Genomic DNA, 17,498 nt, shown 5'->3' with positions numbered 1-17,498 from the left:
CGCCCTCAGACCTTTTCAATGTTCACGAGAAACGCCTTGTACTCCGGCGTATGGGTGTTCGACTCGCCGATGCCCGGGGTCAGGGTGTTGGCCAGAAAGCCCTTGCGCGTGCTGCCTTCGTAACCCCAGTGGCAGGGGATGCCGATGGTGTCGACATCCTGGCCGTCGACCGCCAGGCGGCGGATGCGCTTGGTCACCACCGCCTTGGCCTTGATGTAGCCACGCTTGGTGCTGACCTTGACCAGGTCACCCTGGACGATGCCTTTGTCGGCGGCCAGCTTCTCGCCGATCTCGATGAACTGCTCGGGCTGGACGATGGCGTTCAGCCGCGCGTGCTTGGTCCAGTGGCGGAACAACTCGGTGATCGAGTAGGTGGTCGCCACGTAGGGAAACTCTTCGCGCTTGCCCATGCGCTGGCGATCGCTTTCATACAGCCGCGCGGTCGGGCTGTAGGTCACGTTCGGGTGCAGCGGGTTGCTCGCCAGCGGGCTTTCGGTCGGTTCGTAGTGCTCGGGGAACGGCCCGTCGTTCATGGCGCCGACCGAGAACAGCCGGCCCAGGCCTTCAGGCAGCATGATGAACGGGTTGACCTTGCCCCCAGGGGCGGCGGTGATGGCAAAGTCGGGTACGTCGACACCGCTCCAGCGCACGCCGTCCCAGCCGATCAGCTTGCGTTTCGGGTCCCACGGCTTGCCCTGCGGGTCGGCCGAGGCGCGGTTGTAAAGGATGCGCCGGTTCTGCGGCCAGGCCCAGGCCCAGCCCGGGGTACAACCCAGGCCGCTGTCGGCGTTGTCGCGACGGGCCATCTGGTTGCCTTGTTCGGTCCAGGAACCGGCGAAGATCCAGTTGAAGCACTGGGTGCTGCCGTCGTCGCGCAGTTGCGAGAAGTCGCTGAGCAACTGGCCCTTGCGCAGGATCAGGTTGCCTTGCTCGTCGTGCAGGTCGGCCAGGGCGCGGCCGTTGGATTCCTTGGCCACTTCTTCGGGCTTGGGGTCCAGCGGGTCGGCGTAGTTCCAGGCCATGTTGAGGATCGGTGCCGGGTTGGCGCCGCCCTCCTTTTCGTACAGCTCGCGGATCTTCAGGAACAGGTGGCCGAGGATCTTGCCGTCGTGCCAGGCCTCCCCGGGTGGCGCAGCGCCCGCCCAGTGCCATTGCAGCCAGCGTCCGGAGTTGACGATCGAGCCGTCTTCCTCGGCAAAGCACGAGGAGGGCAGGCGGAACACTTCGGTCTGGATCGCGGCGCTATCGACGTCATGCTGCTCGCCGTGGTTCTGCCAGAAGCTCGAGGTCTCGGTGGCCAGCGGGTCGATGATCACCAGGAACTTGAGCTTGGCCAGCGCCGCCTGGGCCTTGTTCTTGTCGGGGAACGCCGCCACCGGGTTGAAGCCCTGGGCGATGTAGCCGTTGACCTTGCCCTCGTACATGCGGTTGCTGAAATTGAGCACGTCGTAGCTGTCGTCCCACTTGGGCAGCCAGTCGTAGCCCCAGTCGTTGTCCTGGGTGGCCTTGTCGCCCCAGAGGCTTTTCATCAGGCTGATGAAGAATTTCGGCGTGTGCTTGTAGTAGTTGACCTGGTCCTCCAGCAGCGCCGTCGGCGTCGTCTGCTTGAGGTAGGTGGCCAGCGTGGTCTGTTCGTCGGACGGCAGGTTCATGTAGCCGGGCAGGCGCAGCGACAGCAGGCCCAGGTCGGTGTAGCCCTGGATGTTGGAGTGGCCGCGCAGGGCGTTGACCCCGCCACCGGCCATGCCGATGTTGCCCAGCAGCAGCTGGATCATGCCCGAGCCACGGATCATCTGCGCGCCGTTGGTGTGGTGGGTCCAGCCCAGGGCGTAGAGGAAGGTCGCGGTCTTGTCCGGGGCAGAGGTTTCGCCAAGGATCGCGCAGATCTTGAGGAAGTCGTCCTTGGGCGTGCCGCAGACATTGGTGACCATCTCCGGGGTGTAGCGGCTGACGTGGGCCTTGAGCAGGTTCCACACGCAGCGCGGGTGCTGCAGGGTCAGGTCGCGCTTGGCGTAGCCTTTTTCGTCGAGTTCGTAGGTCCAGGAACTGCGGTCGTAGCTGCGTTTTTTCGTGTCATAGCCACTGAACAGGCCGTCGTCGAAGTGGTAGTCCGCGCGCACGATCAGGCTGGCGTTGGTGTAGTGGCGCACGTACTCGTGCTGGATCTTGTCGTGGCTGATCAGGTAGTTGACCACGCCCATCAGGAAGGTCACGTCGGAGCCTGCGCGGATCGGCGAGTAGATGTCGGCCACCGCGGCGCTGCGGTTGAAGCGCGGGTCGACGACGATGACCTTGGCGCCGTTGCGGATCTTCGCCTCGATCACCCACTTGAAGCCCACCGGGTGCGCCTCGGCCGGGTTGCCGCCCATGATCAGCACGACGTTGGCGTTCTTGATGTCGACCCAGTTGTTGGTCATGGCGCCACGGCCGAAGGTCGGCGCCAGGGCCGAAACGGTCGGCGCGTGGCAGACCCGGGCCTGGCTGTCGGTGCCGAGGATGCCCAGGGCGCGGGTGAAACGCTGGTCCAGCGAGCCGGTTTCGCTGCTGGCCGCCGACGAGCAGAGCATGCCGGTGCTGAGCCAGCGGTTGACCGTGGTGCCCTTGGCGTTCTTCTCGATGAAGTTGGCGTCGCGGTCGTCCTTCATCAGCCGGGCGATGCGCTCGATGGCGTGATCCCAGCTGATGCGCTGCCATTTGTCCGAGCCCGGCGCGCGGTATTCGGGGTAGAGCAGGCGCTGTTCGCTGTGCACATAGTCGACCAGGCCGGCGCCCTTGGGGCACAGCGAGCCACGGCTGACCGGATGATCAGGGTCGCCTTCGATATGGAAGATGCGCGCCTTGGCGTTCTTGGCACCGTCGCCAAGGCTGTACATGAGAATCCCGCAACCGACCGAGCAATAGGTGCAGTTGTTGCGGGTTTCCTTGGCGCGCAGCAGCTTGTACTGGCGCGACTGGGTCGCCTGGGCCACGCCCGGGGCAAAGCCCAGGCTCGCACAGGTGGCGGTGGCGACGCCGGCGGTACAGAGCTTGAAAAACTGTCGTCTGCCAAGTCCCATGGGTATCTCCTCATTCTTATCGGCTGCACAAAGCTGCGGGCATAGGCATGCCCGGCAACAAGGCGTCGCAAGCGCGGTTGGCTGGGGTAAAAAGCACGGTGTGTCGCAAGTCCCTGTCTGCTGCAGGGTTTTGAGCGGACGTATGCGCGCTAGTGTATTCCCGTACGGAATGTGGGACTAATCGAGCTTGTTGATAGGTCTATCGACGGTATCTATCAAGGCTTGGAGCATGATCAACTGTTCGCCAGGCAACAGCAGTTGCACAGATACCCGAAATTCGAACAATTGTTTAAACCGCAGGAGCCGCTCAAGCGCAGGGATTACAAGGGTTTTACCGGTTGGCACGGTCGCTGCAACAGCTCCCTTCGAGATTGACTATACCAATAGAAACTCGCCTATTTTTTAATCAGGTGGGGAGCAATACCTTGAATTTCGTGCCTCGGGCAACATCCGCTTTATTCAATTCTTCGACCAAAGTAGTAGGCAAGGACTGGACGCTGGCCAGCGTCGGCGCCGCACTGTTGAGCCTGGCGCCGCTGGCCCAGGCCGAAGACGCCACACAGACCGAAAAACGCCTGGAGACGGTCACCGTCCAGGCGGCCAAAGCCACCCCGGTGCAAGCGGCGCAGGCGCAACTGGACGAGATCCCCGGCGGTACCGGGCTGGTTCAGCAGGCCGAGGTGGAGAAGGGCCGTTCGGCCACCCTGGAAGACACCCTGGCCTATCAACCGGGGGTGTATGCCCAGGCCGCCGGAGGCAACGATGCGATCAAGATTTCCATCCGTGGTTCGGGCGCCAACACCTCGCCGGGCTATTTTCGCGAAGGCACCAAGTTCCTCTTCGACGGCCTGGCCCTGACCGGCGCCGGCGGCACGCCTTATGAACTGCTCGACACCCAGGGCTTGAGCTACACCGAAGTGCTGCGCGGCGCCAACGCCTTCGAGTACGGCGCCTTGTCGCTGGGCGGGGCGATCAACTTCGTCACCCACTCTGGCCTCACTGCGCCAGGCAACCGCATCAAGGTCGAAGGCGGCAGTTTCGGCTGGCAGAAGCAGACCCTCAGCACCGGTGGCGTGGCCGGCAATGCCGACTACTTCATCAGCGTCGACAATTCCAAGCGCGACGGTTACCAGGACTTCACCTTCACCAAGGCCAAGGGCGTGGTCACCAACTTCGGCTACCGCTTCAACCCCAAGCTGGAAACCCGCCTGTACATCCGCTACCGCGAGGAATACCACGAGAACGCCGGGGCCCTGACCCTGGCGCAGCTGAAAAAGAATTCCTCGCAGACCAACCCCAGCACCCGCGCCACCCGTGGCGACTCGACCAAGGAAGGCTCGACCTGGGTCGGCAGCAAGACCACCTACACCTTCGACGACGACTCGACCCTGGTGGCCGGGCTGGTCTATCACAACTACCCGCAGATCCTCAGCAAGAAGAGCACGGTCAACCCCAACTACTGGGACTGGCGCGACATCAACTACTCGCTCAAGTACACCCGCAGCGACCAGCTGTTCGGCCTGCCGAGCACCACCAGCGTCGGCTGGAGCAGCACCCAGCACATTCGCGCCGGGGTGCGCACCTACAGCGGTGACAAGGACCTGGGCAGGTTGCAGAAACAGGTCGAGTACGACGGCTCGTTCGACCATGTGTTGTCGCTGGGCAACGACCTCGGCCTGACCGACAACCTGTACCTGTCCACGGGCCTCTCGGCCATTGAGGTCAAGCGCAACGTCGACGTCAACTTCAGCGACCGGCCCAACACCAGCGGCATCCCCAGCCACTATCGTTATGACGAGTGGAAACTGGCGCCACGGGTCGGCCTGCGCTACTACCTGACCCCGGACGTGCAGGTGTTCGGTAACGTCAGCCGCTCCATCGACCCGCCCAGCTCCTGGTCCAGTTCCGGCTCGGGGGTGACCACCAACTTCGCCAAGACCCTGGTGCCACAAAGCGCCAACACCGTGGAGGTCGGTATTCGCGGGCGCTCGGAGATCTTCGACGGCAGCCTGACCCTGTACAAGTCCTGGATCAAGGACGAACTGCTCAACGTCGAAATCCTCCCGGCCACCAACACCGCGGCCGCCGTGGTCTCGACCTCCAACGCCAGCCCGACCATCCACCAGGGCATCGAGGCGGGGCTGACCACCAGGCTCTGGCAGCGCGATAACGGCGATGTGCTGAGCTGGCGCCAGGCCTACACCCTCAACGACTTCCACTACCGCAACGACCCGCTGTTCGCCAAGAACGAGCTGCCGGGCCTGCCCAAGCATATCTACCAGGGCGAGCTGTTCTACCAGTACGCCAACGGCTTCTACGCCGGGGTCAATGTGCGCTCGGCATCGAGCACGGCGGTGGACTACGCCAACAGCTTCTACGCCCCGTCCTACACCCTGTGGGGCGCACGCCTGGGGTACGACGCGCCGAACAAGACCTGGCAAGTGTACCTGGACCTGAAAAATCTCACCGACAAGGACTACGTCACCGCCCTGGTGCCCAGCTACGACGCCAAGGGCCAGGACACCGCTTCGCTGTATCCAGGTGATGGCTTCGGCGCCTACACCGGGATTGCCTACAACTTCTGAGCCAGGGGTGGGTGCCGTTCGTGCGGCACCTGCAGGAGAACCGCATGAGAGTAATCGCAAGGCTGGGTACGCCCGCCGTGCTTGGTGCGCTGCTGGCCCTGGGCGCCTGCAAGCCGGTGGAACCCGCGCCGGGGCAGGGCATCGACGGCACGCTGCACAACGGCACCCTGAGCTATGCCGCGCAAGACTATTACGAGGCCGCCCCGGGCAAGCCCGGCGGTACCTTGCGGGTGTCCACGGCCTCGGACACCACGACCCTCGACGTGCATTCGATTTCCCACGGCAATGTGCAGTGGCTGGGGCGCATCCTGTTTGATTGCCTGCTGTACCAGGACGAGCAGGGCAATATCTCGCCGTGGCTGGCCAAGTCCTGGGAGATCTCCGACGACGGTAAGACCTACACCTTTCATCTGCGCGATGACGTGACCTTCAGCGATGGCGAAAAATTCAACGCCCGCGCCCTGCAGGTCAACCTCGAACACATGCGCGACCCGGCGACCAAGTCGCCGCTGGCCGCCGCCTATATCGCCCCCTATGTGGATGGGCGCATCGTCGATGAGTACACCTTCGAAGCGCACCTGCGCGAGCCTTATTCGCCGTTTCTCGATGTGCTGGCGCAATCCTGGCTGAGCATGATCTCGCCACGGCAGATCCTCGAAGCGCCGAAGACCATCGCCGCACACCCGATCGGCTCCGGGCCCTTCGTGCTGGAAAGCTACACCCGCGACCAGGGCGCCAACTTCGTCAAGCGCAAGGGCTACAACTGGGCTCCCGCAGTGACCCGGCACCAGGGCGAGGCCTACCTCGACCGCCTGGAACTGAGCATCGTCCCCGAACCGATGATCCGCTTCAGCACCCTGGAAGCCGGCCAATCGGACTTCACCGTCGATGCCCCGACCCAGAATGCCCGGGCCATTCGCGCCAACCCGGATTTGCAGATGCACAGCCGTATCCGCAAGGCCAATCCGTTTCGCAGCCTGACCTTCAACGTCGAGCGCTTCCCCTTCGATGACGTGCAGGTGCGCCGCGCCGTGGCCAAGGCCATCGACCGCGACGGCCTGGCCTGGATCACCGGATTTGGCGAGTACCTGGCCAAGGGTGATTTCCTTGCCGCCAACACCCGCTACTACGACCCGGCATTCAAGGACGTGCTGGCCTATGACGTGGCTGAAGCCAACCGCATTCTCGACCAGGCCGGCTGGCGCGAACGCGACGCCAAGGGGTATCGGGTCAAGCACGGCCAGCGCCTGGCCGCACATTTGCTGACCTACGAAACCGCCGCCTACCCCAGCAGCATCGCCGTGGCCATCCAGGCCGACCTGAAGAAGATCGGCCTGCAGATCGACATCGACCTGCTGCCCCTGGCCCAGGTCACCCAGCGCCGTTACGCCAGCGATTTCCAGCTGATCGGCGGCGGCTACTGGCACACCAACACCCCCGATGGCCTGTACATCCTCTACCACAGCCAGGCGATCAGCACCGCCAAGCTGATCGGCCAGAACGCCGGGCGCTTTCGCGATGCCGAGCTCGACCGGGTGCTCAGCGCCGCACGCCAGACCACCGACCCGGTCGAGCTGCGCGACCTCTACCGCATCGCCCAGCAGCGCCTGGCGCAGACCATCCCGGCGGTGCCGGTGTTCGAAAGCCATGTGCTGCTGGCCTACCGCAAGCAGGTCAAGGGCCTGATTTTCGACACCTCGCACAACACCCCGTTGTTCACCAGCGTGTGGCTCGACCCGGAGGGCAAATGACTACTTTGCAGCGATTGGCCTGGCGCCTGCTGGCCGGCATCGGCGTGCTCTGGGGCGCGGCGACCCTGACATTCCTGGCCATCAACCTCAGTGCCGGCGACCCGGCCCTGGCAATTCTCGGCGGCCCCGACGCCATGCCCAGCGCCGAGCTGATCGCCCAGGTGCGCGCCGAATACGGCCTCGACCAGCCGTTGTGGGTGCAGTACGGCCAGTACCTGGCGCGCCTGGCCCAGGGCGATCTCGGTGAGTCGTACCGCCTGCGCATTCCGGTGCTGCAGGTGATCGGCAGCCAGTTGGGCGCCACGCTGCAGCTGTCGCTGGCCGCAGCCTTGCTGTCGATCCTCCTCGCGGTGAGCTGCGCGGTGCTCACCGCCAACCGCCCGCGCTGGGTGCGCGCGCTGGTGTCCGGCAGCGAACTGGTGCTGTCGTCGGCGCCATCGTTCGTGATCGGCATCGTGCTGTTGCTGTTGTTCTCGTTCGGCTGGCACCTGCTGCCACCGTCCGGCTCCAACAGCTGGCAGGCGCTGATCCTGCCGAGCCTGGCCCTGGCCCTGCCGGTTGCCGCGGTGCTGACCCAGGTACTGCGCCAGGAACTCGAGGACATCCTCGAACAGCCCTTTATCGCCATGGCCCGGGCGCGCGGCATGTCCGAGACCGGCGTGCGCCTCAAGCACGCCTTGCGCCATGCCCTGGTGCCGCTGGTGACGTTGTCCGGTTTCGTCTTTGCCAGCCTGCTGGGCGGTGCGGTGATCATCGAAATGCTGTTCGCCCGCCAGGGCATCGGCCGGCTGATGCTCGACGCCGCCATCACCAAGGACATGCCGTTGCTGCTGGGGATCACCCTGCTGGCGGCGGCGATTTATGGGGTCGTCAACGTTCTGGTCGACCTGATCAACCACTGGGTCGACCCGCGCAGCAAAAGCGTATGAACCCGCATTTCAAGGACCAGCCATGAGTGCCCATGAGTTGCCAACACCCCTGGCCGCGAACCCCGCAGGCCAGGACTATGCCCACCTGCAGGCGCGTTTTGCCGCGGTTTTTGCCCGCATCGCCGAAGGCGCGGTAGACCGCGAGCAGCAGCGCACACTGGCCCATGAGCCGGTGGCCTGGCTGCGCGACGCGGGCTTCGGCGCCTTGCGCGTGCCCCAGGCATTGAACGGCGCGCAGGTCAGCTTGCCGGTGCTGTTTCGCCTGCTGATCGATCTGGCCGCAGCCGACTCCAACCTGCCGCAGATCTTTCGCGCGCACTTCGGCTTTGTCGAAGGTCGGTTGTCCAGCGGCGATGCCGCTTCCCAGCGTTACTGGCTGGCCAAGGTAGCGGCGGGGCAATTGTGGGGCGCGGCCATGGCCGAACGCACCGACACCACCGGCAACTCGGTGCTGCTCACTGCCGCCGACCCGCAGGCACCAGAGGCCGGCTGGTTGCTGCAGGGCGAGAAGTACTACTGCACCGGCGCCATTTACGCCGACTGGGTGGCGGCGGTGGCCATGCTCGACGAGGACTATGTCAGCGTGGTGGTGTCCACCACGGCCCCCGGCGTCAGCCTGGAAGACGACTGGGACGGTTTCGGCCAGCGCCTGAGCGGCAGCGGCACCACCCGTTTCGCCGATGTGGCGGTGCCGCCGGGGCAGGTGCTGCGCCGCTTCAAGCCTGGTGAGCTGCGCGCCGAATCCTACCTGTCGGCGTTCTACCAGCTGTTCCACCTGGCGACCCTGGCCGGGATTGCCCGCGCCGTGCAGCGCGATGCCGTCGCCTTCGTCCAGGGCCGTACCCGCGCCTTTGGCGTGCCCGGCCAGTCCAGCCCCAAGGACGACCCGCTGGTGCAGCGGGTGATCGGCCGCCTGTCGAGCCTGGCCTATGCCGCCCAGGCGCTGGTGCTGGATGTCGCCCAGGTGCTGCAGCGGGTGCACGAGGCTGAGCTCGACGGCTCGGTTGGCGAAGCGCACTACGTCGAGGCCGATATCCGCACCTACCAGGCTCAGCAGATCGTCCTGGAGCAGGTGCTCGAAGCCACCACCTTGCTGTTTGAAGTCGGCGGCGCCTCGGCCACCAGCCAGGCCCGGCGCCTCGACCGGCACTGGCGCAACGCCCGCACCCTGGCCTCGCACAACCCGGCGATCTACCGCGAACGGGCGCTGGGCAACTACTACCTCAATGGCGTCAGCCCAGGTGCCGCCTGGCGCCAGTTGCACGCCCAGGACAACGCCGCCCGCGACGAAGCCAGCGCGGTTTGACCCCCACTTAAGGAGTTGCCATGAGCCAGCCCGCCAAACACATGAGCATCGGCATGAACATCCTCGGCTTCGGCGCCCATGCCGGCGCCTGGCGCCAGGCCGAGGTGCCGGCCGATGCCTACCTCGACCACCAGTACTACAGCAACATCGCGCGCATCGCCGAACGCGGCAAGCTCGATGCGATTTTCCTCGCCGACGGCCCGGCGCTGCTGGGCGATATTGCCGAGCAGCCGGCAGGGCGCCTGGAACCGACCGTGCTGCTCACCGCCGTGGCCCTGGCCACCCGCCACATCGGCGTGATCGCCACCGCCTCGAGCAGCTACAACGAGCCCTATAACCTGGCCCGGCGTTTCAGCTCGCTGGACCATATCAGCGGCGGCCGTGCGGCCTGGAACGTGGTCACCAATGCCGGCGACGCGGCGGCGCAGAACTTCGGCCTGGCCGGCGCGCCGCGCCATGTTGACCGTTACGCCCGTGCCGATGAGTTCATCGACGTCACCCTCAAGTTGTGGGACAGCTGGGAAGATGACGCGGTGATTGGCGACGCCCGCCGTGGGCGCTTTGCCGACCCGGCCAAGGTGCATGCGATCAACTTTGTCGGCGCGCATTTCTCGGTCAAGGGCCCCCTGAACCTGCCGCGCTCGCCCCAGGGCCGGCCGGTGCTGGTCCAGGCCGGTTCCTCCGAAGGTGGCAAGGCCCTCGGCTCGCGCTATGCCGATGCGATCTTCACCACCCAGACCACCCTGGTCGACGGCCAGGCCTTCTACCAGGAAATGAAACAGCGCGCCCGCCAGTGGGGGCGTAACCCCGAGCACCTGAAAATCATGCCGGGGCTGTCGACGGTGATCGGCAGCAGCGAGGCCGAGGCCCAGGCGCGCTTCGACGAACTCAATGCCTGGTACGGCGAAGAGGGGCTGATCAATCAGGTGGCGGCGCGGGTGGGTCTTGCGGTCAACGAGCTGGAACTGGATGCGCCCTTGCCCTGGGAGCGGATCGGCCCGGTGGCGGAATTCGAGCGCGGCTCCCACGGTTTTCTCGAAGCCCAGTTGAACCTGGCGCGGCGCGAGCACCTGACCCTCCGTGAGCTGTCGCGGCGCATCCTGGTCGGCCACCGGCTGATCGTCGGCACCCCGGAACAGGTCGCCGACACCCTCGAACACTGGTTCCGCGCCGGTGCCGCCGACGGCTTCAACATCATGCCGGACATGTTCCCCTCGGGTGTCGAGGTGTTCGTCGACGAGGTGGTGCCGCTGCTGCAAAAGCGCGGGGTGTTCCGCCACGAATACCAGGGCAGCACCCTGCGCGACCACCTCGGCCTGCCGTACCCGGCCAGCCAGTACCAGCGCGCCGCCGAAGCGGTGTGAGCCTGGCCACCGGCAGAGCCGCAATCCTGCCCTTTAACGTTTAGCCCAAGGAGGTGCCCGATGGCGCCGATCAATTCAACGGCGGCGGTGCTGCCGGCCAACGGCCTGATCCAGGCCCAGACGCGCTTCGTCAGGCGTCGACAGGTGGCCCTGCGCCCGGGGCTGGTACTGGCCGCGCTGTTTGTCGCGCTGCTGGTGCTGGCGGCGCTGCAGCCAGGCTGGCTGGTGTCCGCCGACCCGCTCGATGCCAGCGCCCGCCAGGCTTTCCAGCCACCGAGCAGCCTGCACTGGCTGGGCACTGACGAGAACGGCCGCGACATCCTCGCGCGGCTGGTGCATGCCGTGCGCCCGTCGCTGGTGCTGGGCCTGAGCGCCACGGCCCTGGGGTTGTTGCTCGGCACCGTGCTGGGCTTGCTGGCCGGGCTCGGGCCCCGGCTGGTCGACGGCGTGGTGATGCGCCTGGTCGATGTGCTGCTGGCCTTTCCCGACCTGCTGCTGGCACTGGTGATCATCACCTTCTTTGGCCAGGGCGCGCTCAACACCATCATCGCCGTGGGCATCGCCAGCGTGCCGCGTTATGCGCGCCTGGTGCGTGCGCAAACCCTGGTGGTGCGCAATGCCGGCTATGTCGAGGCGGCCACCACCCTCGGCCTGCCTCGGCGTCAGGTGATCTGGCGGCATGTGCTGCCCAATGCGATCAAGCCGATCTTGATACTCGCCACCATCGGTATCGGCAGCACCATCGTCGCCGGGGCCGCCTTGAGTTTTCTCGGCTTTGGCGCGCCACCGCCAGAACCCGAGTGGGGCGGCATGCTCGCCATCGGCCGCAACTACCTGGCCAACGCCTGGTGGCTGGTGGCCTGGCCGGCCTTGGCCATCACCCTCACCGTGGTTTCGATCACCGCCATCGGCCGCGAACTGCTGCGCCGCAACGAAGGTAAACGCCTATGAATGCTGTTATCCAACACCCCGCGCCGCTGATCGAGGTCAGCGACCTGCAGGTGCGCTTCGGCCAGGGCGTGCCGGTGCTCAAGGGCATCAGCTTCAGCCTGCAGCAGGGCGAATGCCTGGCGCTGGTGGGCGAGTCCGGCTCGGGCAAGAGCGTCACTTCGCGCACCCTGGCCGGGCTCACCGGTGCCCATGCGCAGTTGCAGGCCAGCCGCCTGGCCTTCGCCGGGCAGGACCTGCGCCAGTTCGACGAGCGTGCCTGGCGCCGGGTGCGCGGTGCGCAGATCGGTTTTGTCATGCAGGACGCCCTGGGTTCGCTCGACCCCCTGCGCCCGGTCGGCAAGGAGATTGCCGAACCCTTGCAGTTGCACAGCGACCTGAACCGCGCACAGCGCCAGGCGCGCGTGCTTGAACTGCTGCGCGCGGTCGGCGTGCCGGAGCCTGAGCTGCGCGCCCGCCAATACCCCTGGCAGCTTTCCGGCGGCTTGCGTCAGCGTGCCTTGATCGCCTCGGCCATCGCCTGCAACCCGCGCCTGCTGATTGCCGATGAGCCGACCACGGCGCTGGACGCCACGGTCCAGGCCCAGGTCTTGAGCCTGCTCGAATCCCTGCGTGGCGACAGTACCGCGATGCTGATCGTCAGCCATGACCTGGCGGTGGTCTCGCGCCTGGCCAACCGGGTGGCGGTGATGCACAACGGCGTAATCGTCGAGCAGGGCAGTGTCGAGGCGGTGCTGCAAGACCCGCAGCACCCCTATACCCAGTACCTGCTCAAGGCTGGCGCCGCCGTGCATTTTCGCCGGCCGCAGGCGCCGGCGTTGGCGCCGGTCGCACCCGCGGTGGTGGAACGCAGCGCGCCGCTGTTGCAGGTGCAGCAACTGAGCAAGGCCTTCAAGGGCCCGGACGGCAACTTGCGCACCGTGGTCGACAAGGTCTCGCTGCAACTGCACAAGGGCCGCACCTTGGGCATCGTCGGCGAGTCGGGCTCGGGCAAGACCACCCTCACCAGGATGATCCTCGGCCTGGAAACCCCCGACAGCGGCGAGATCCAGATCAAGGGCCGGCCCTGGTTGCAACTCGATGACCAGGAAAAACGCCAGTTGCGCCGCAGCATCCAGGTGGTGTTCCAGGACCCGCTGAGTTCCTTCGACCCGCGCTACACCGTGCAGCGAGTGTTGTTTGAGGCGCTGCAAGTGGCCGGGCACGCGCGCGCGCAGTGGCGCCAGCAAGCGATCGAGCTGCTGACCCTGGTGCGCCTCGACCCCAGCCTGCTGGAGCGCCGCCCGATCGAGCTGTCTGGCGGCCAACGGCAACGCATCGCCATCGCTCGCGCCCTGGCCGCGCAGCCGCAGATACTGGTGTGCGACGAGCCGGTGTCGGCGTTGGATGTGTCGGTGCAGGCGCAGATTCTCGAGCTGCTCGACGACCTCAAGCAGCGCCTGGGCCTGGCCTGCCTGTTCATCTCCCACGACCTGGGGGTGATCAACCATGTCAGCGACCAGGTGCTGGTGATGAAAGACGGCGTGGCGGTGGAAAGCGGCGCCGTGCGCGATGTCTTCGACCGTCCGCAACACCCCTATACCCGTGCCTTGCTCGACGCCATCCCGCACCTGGAAAGCGGCCGTCGAGTCAGTTTCGAATTTCTCCGCCTGGCGATCTGATCGCCTGATCCGCACAAGGAAAGTCCATGCCTGGTTTATCCGCAGTACCCCGCGTTGAGCGGCGCACCCTCGACGAACTCAAGGGCAATACCGAAAACCTCCTGGCGCTGATTGCCGCCGGCGCCGCGCAACGTGAACGCGAGCGCCAGCTGCCCTATGAAGCGGTCCGCCAGATTGCCCAGGCCGGGCTCTACACCTGCCGCATTCCGCAGGCGTACGGTGGCCCGGGTGGCAGTGTCAGCGATGTGATTGGCCTGCTGCTGCGCATCGCTTCGGTGGACTCCAACGTTGCCCAGGCGTTGCGTCCGGGCTTCGGCTTTATCGAGGGCTTGTTGTCTTCTACCGTCGACGGTGCCGAAGCCGAGCGCCAGCGCTGGTTCGCCCGCTACCTGCAAGGCGCGGTGCTGGGCAATGCCGGTTGGGAAGTGGGTGGCGCCAATGGCGCGATCAGCGCGCGCATCGTGCGCGAGGGCGAGCATTACCGTGCCAGCGGCAGCAAGTACTACAGCACTGGCGCCCTGTACGCCGACTGGGTCAGCGCCGTGGCCCTGGATGAAAACGATCAGCCGGTGTCGTTCGTGCTGCCGCGCGAGCGCCAGGGCCTGGAATTGCTCGACGATTTCGACGCCATGGGCCAGCGCCTGACGGCCAGCGGCACCACGCGCCTGAACGATGTGCTGGTGTACGCCGACGAGATTCGCACGCGCACCGTGGAGGAGGGCAAGCGCACCATCGTCACGCCGTTCTTGCAGTTGTTTCTGGCCACGGTGCAGGCTGGCATCGCCCGCAATGCCCTGGACGATGCCACCCGCTTTGCCCGTGAGCACGCGCGGCCGATCAAGCACAGCAGCGCCACGCGCTCGGTGGATGACCCGTACGTGCAGCTCAGCGTTGGTGAAATCGCTGCCCGCGCCTTTACCGCCGAGGCCGTGGTGCTGCGCGCTGCGGCGTCGATCGACCGCGCCTGGGCCGCCGGCCTTGACCCGCAACAGGTCGACCAGGCCGCCATCGATGTTGCCCAGGCCCAGTACATTGCTGCCGAATCGGCGCTCAAGGCCGCCGAATTGCTGTTTGACGTCGGCGGTGCCTCGACCACCGGCCGCAGCCACAACCTCGATCGCCACTGGCGCAACGCGCGCACGGTCGCCAACCATAACCCTCGGCACTGGAAGGCTGCGGCGGTGGGCGCCTGGCAGCTGACCGGCACACCGCCACCGACCTCGGGGTTGTTCTGAATTGGGCAGCGTGCAGGCGCCTTTGCTGAACCTCAGCACCTGGCAATCACGGCGAGTACCGATAATCATCGGCTGTGCGCTGCTGATGGAGCTGATCGACTCCACCGTGGTGATGACCGCCTTGCCGCAGATGGCCAGCGAATTCGGCGCGCCGAGCGTACGCATGAACCTGGTGGTATCGCTGTACCTGCTTGCCGCCGCCTTGGCCGTGCCGGTCAGCGGCTGGGCGGCGGACCGCTATGGGCCACGGCGGCTGTTCGTCCTGGCCATCGTTCTGTTCACCCTGTCGTCGCTGGCCTGCGCCCTGGCCGGTTCGTTGCTGCAGCTATGCCTGGCGCGCCTGTGCCAGGGCGCAGCGGGGGCGATGATGGTGCCGGTGGGGTTGATGATCCTGCTGCGCTGGTCGCCGCGCGAGCAACTGCTGGGCAACATGTCCTACCTGACCATCCCGCCGCTGGTGGGGCCGATGCTCGGGCCGCCCCTGGGCGGTTTTCTGGTGACCCTGCTGTCGTGGCAATGGATCTTTCTGGTCAACCTGCCCATCGGCGTGCTCGGGGTTTACCTGGTGCTGCGGCATATTCCCGATTACCCCGGCGACAGCCGGCAACGCCTGGACCTGCGTGGCTTGCTGCTGGCCAGTGTGGCCCTGGCGTCACTGGTGTTCGGCTTCGAAGCCTTGGGCCATGGCTTGCTGGCGCGGCGTTGGGTACTGCTGCTGTTGCTGCTCGGGCTGTTGGCGGCGCTGCTGTATGTGCGCCATGCGCGCCACTGCGCCCAGCCGCTGCTGGACTTTGCGCCGTTGCGCGTGCGCAGCTTTGCCTTGAGTTTCTGGGGCGGCAACCTGTTTCGCCTGGGCACGGCGGCGCAGCCGTTCTTGATGGTGCTGTTGTTCCAGCTGTGTTTTGGCCTGAGCCCCTTGCATGCCGGCTTGCTGACCTTTACCGGTGGCGTCGGCGCCTTTGTGGTCAAGCTGCTGGCGGTGCGCATCGTGCGCCGCTTTGGCTTTCGCCGCACCTTGAGCGTCAATGCGTTGTTTACCGGCGTGAGCCTGGGCGCCTGCGCCAGTTTCAACCTCGACACGCCGTACTGGCTGGTGGTCTTGATCCTGTTCGCCAGCGGCCTGATCCGCTCCTTGCAGTTCAGCGCCATGGGCGGCTTGACCTATGCTGATGTCCCTGCCGAGCTGCACAGCCGGGCCAGCAGTTTGTCGGCGGCGACGGTGCAGTTGGCCATGAGCGTGTCGGTGGGCGTGGCGGCCTCGCTGCTGAGCGTGCTGATGAGCGTGAAGGGCGAGCAGCAGGTGGCGGTGGCGGATATTGCCCTGGTGATTGGCGTGTGTGCGCTGGCGTGCATGGCCTCGGCGCTGGTGTTTCGCAAACTGGCGCCGGATGCGGGAAGTGAGACCTACCGCTGACCTTTTTTCGCCTGGACTGCGACCGCTGCGCGCTCGATCGCCGGCAAGTCCGGCTCCCACAGGATTGGCAGTGGTCATGAGATTGGTGCAGTACCTGTGGGAGCGGCGGTGCGACGATTCGACTTGACCCGCGATGAGGCCATTAGATAGACAAATTCAGTACCCGCTCACCCTGGGTACTCCCCGCAGGCTGCCTGCGGTTCACCGCCAGCTCGCCCATCTTGATCAGGCGCGTGCGGGTGACATTGCGGCTCAAGCCCAACAAGTTCGCCGTATGCACCTGGTTGTAATGACTGAAGCGGTACGCCGCGCGCAGCAGCGCATCCTCGACCTTCTCGTGCAAGGCACCCGCGGGCTGCTCGAACAGCTTCTGGAACGCTCGCTGCAGTAGCCCTTCAGCCGAATCATCGGGGCCGGGGCTGTCGTCGGCGCGCTCGATGCGCATGTTCGACAGGCGCAGGTCGTCCTGGCGGATCACCCCGTCGCGGCAGATCAGCAAGGTGTGATGGATGACGTTTTCCAGTTCGCGGATATTGCCCGGCCAACCGTAGCTGCGCAGCTTGGCTTCGGCCTCGCTGCTGAGGCTGACGTCGCCATAGCCCAGGCGCTGGCTGTAGGCCTGGATGAAGTGGCGGGTCAGCGGCAGGATGTCACCCGGGCGCTCGCGCAGTGGCACCAGCTCCAGGCTGACCACGTCGAGGCGGTAGTACAGGTCTTCGCGAAAGTGCCCGGCGTTGATGGCTTTTTCCAGCTGCACGTTGGTTGCCGCCAGCACCCGTACATCGATGGGAATGCTCTTGCGCGAGCCCAGGCGCACCACTTCACGTTCCTGCAACACGCGCAGCAGCTTGACCTGGATCGGCATCGGCAAGTCGCCGATCTCATCCAGGAACAAGGTGCCGCCATTGGCCTCTTCGAACCAGCCGGCCTTGGAACTGAGGGCGCCGGTGAACGCGCCTTTTTCGTGGCCGAACAGCTCGGCCTCGACCAGCGATTCGGAAAATGCTCCGCAGTTGACCGCCACGAAAGGCTTGTCGCGCCGCCCGCTCAAGTTGTGGATGTGCCGGGCCACCAGCTCTTTGCCGGTGCCGGTCTCGCCGATGATCAGCACGCTGGCTTCACTTGGCGCGACCCGTTGCAGGTGCGCCAGCAAGGCCCGCGACTTGGGGTCTTCGAACACCTGCGCCGTGGCGCGGATCGAGGTGGCCAGGGCCGGGGAGGGCGGTAGGGTCAACAATTGCATGGCGGT

11 protein-coding genes are annotated in these 17,498 nt (G+C 65.8%); 9 read left to right on the top strand and 2 right to left on the bottom strand.

Annotated elements, in window-relative coordinates; all coding sequences use genetic code 11:
- Window positions 1-5 precede the first annotated feature (5 nt).
- The gene (gene fdnG / locus NLX68_RS03955; protein WP_254282771.1) at window positions 6-3,056 is read right to left on the bottom strand and encodes a formate dehydrogenase-N subunit alpha; all 3,051 of its coding nucleotides are present in this window, start codon (window positions 3,054-3,056) and stop codon (window positions 6-8) included.
- A 434-nt stretch (window positions 3,057-3,490) separates the two neighbouring features.
- Between fdnG and NLX68_RS03950 the strand changes: the two genes are divergently transcribed.
- Genes NLX68_RS03950 through NLX68_RS03910 form a run of 9 tightly spaced genes read left to right on the top strand, consistent with a single transcriptional unit; the run spans window position 3,491 to window position 16,249 of the window.
- Window positions 3,491-5,641: a TonB-dependent receptor gene (locus tag NLX68_RS03950; protein ID WP_254283311.1), complete on the top strand. Its 2,151-nt coding sequence runs from the start codon at window positions 3,491-3,493 to the stop codon at window positions 5,639-5,641.
- 44 nt (window positions 5,642-5,685) lie between these two features.
- The gene (locus NLX68_RS03945) at window positions 5,686-7,392 is read left to right on the top strand and encodes an ABC transporter substrate-binding protein (RefSeq protein WP_254282770.1); all 1,707 of its coding nucleotides are present in this window, start codon (window positions 5,686-5,688) and stop codon (window positions 7,390-7,392) included.
- Window positions 7,389-8,321 carry an ABC transporter permease gene (locus tag NLX68_RS03940; RefSeq protein WP_010222351.1) on the top strand — a complete coding sequence of 311 codons (933 nt, stop codon included), beginning with the start codon at window positions 7,389-7,391 and terminating at the stop codon, window positions 8,319-8,321. The genes NLX68_RS03945 and NLX68_RS03940 overlap by 4 nt, the downstream gene beginning before the upstream one ends.
- A gap of 22 nt (window positions 8,322-8,343) precedes the next feature.
- Entirely contained in the window at window positions 8,344-9,627 is a 1,284-nt protein-coding gene (locus tag NLX68_RS03935; RefSeq protein ID WP_254282769.1) for an acyl-CoA dehydrogenase family protein, read from the top strand.
- Window positions 9,628-9,647: 20 nt separating this feature from the next.
- The gene (locus NLX68_RS03930) at window positions 9,648-10,991 is read left to right on the top strand and encodes an LLM class flavin-dependent oxidoreductase (RefSeq protein WP_254282768.1); all 1,344 of its coding nucleotides are present in this window, start codon (window positions 9,648-9,650) and stop codon (window positions 10,989-10,991) included.
- 60 nt (window positions 10,992-11,051) lie between these two features.
- Complete coding sequence (locus tag NLX68_RS03925) at window positions 11,052-11,942, top strand: ABC transporter permease (RefSeq protein WP_254282767.1); 891 nt, start codon at window positions 11,052-11,054, stop codon at window positions 11,940-11,942.
- Complete coding sequence (locus NLX68_RS03920; protein WP_254282766.1) at window positions 11,939-13,600, top strand: ABC transporter ATP-binding protein; 1,662 nt, start codon at window positions 11,939-11,941, stop codon at window positions 13,598-13,600. Before NLX68_RS03925 ends, NLX68_RS03920 begins: the two co-directional genes overlap by 4 nt.
- Window positions 13,601-13,626: 26 nt before the next feature.
- On the top strand, window positions 13,627-14,835 hold the full coding sequence (locus tag NLX68_RS03915) for an acyl-CoA dehydrogenase family protein (RefSeq protein WP_254282765.1): 1,209 nt from the start codon (window positions 13,627-13,629) through the stop codon (window positions 14,833-14,835).
- A gap of 1 nt (window position 14,836) precedes the next feature.
- Entirely contained in the window at window positions 14,837-16,249 is a 1,413-nt protein-coding gene (locus NLX68_RS03910) for an MFS transporter (protein ID WP_254282764.1), read from the top strand.
- A gap of 142 nt (window positions 16,250-16,391) precedes the next feature.
- Here NLX68_RS03910 and NLX68_RS03905 read toward each other — a convergent pair whose 3' ends face one another.
- A complete protein-coding gene (locus tag NLX68_RS03905) occupies window positions 16,392-17,492 on the bottom strand; it encodes a sigma-54-dependent Fis family transcriptional regulator (protein ID WP_254282763.1) in 1,101 nt (366 codons plus the stop codon).
- Window positions 17,493-17,498: the final 6 nt, after the last annotated feature.

The sequence above is a fragment of the Pseudomonas sp. SBB6 genome, from assembly GCF_024213215.1.
Lineage (GTDB): Bacteria > Pseudomonadota > Gammaproteobacteria > Pseudomonadales > Pseudomonadaceae > Aquipseudomonas > Aquipseudomonas donghuensis.
Note: the sequence above shows the minus strand (reverse complement) of the source record. Positions and strands in the feature narration are given on the sequence as shown.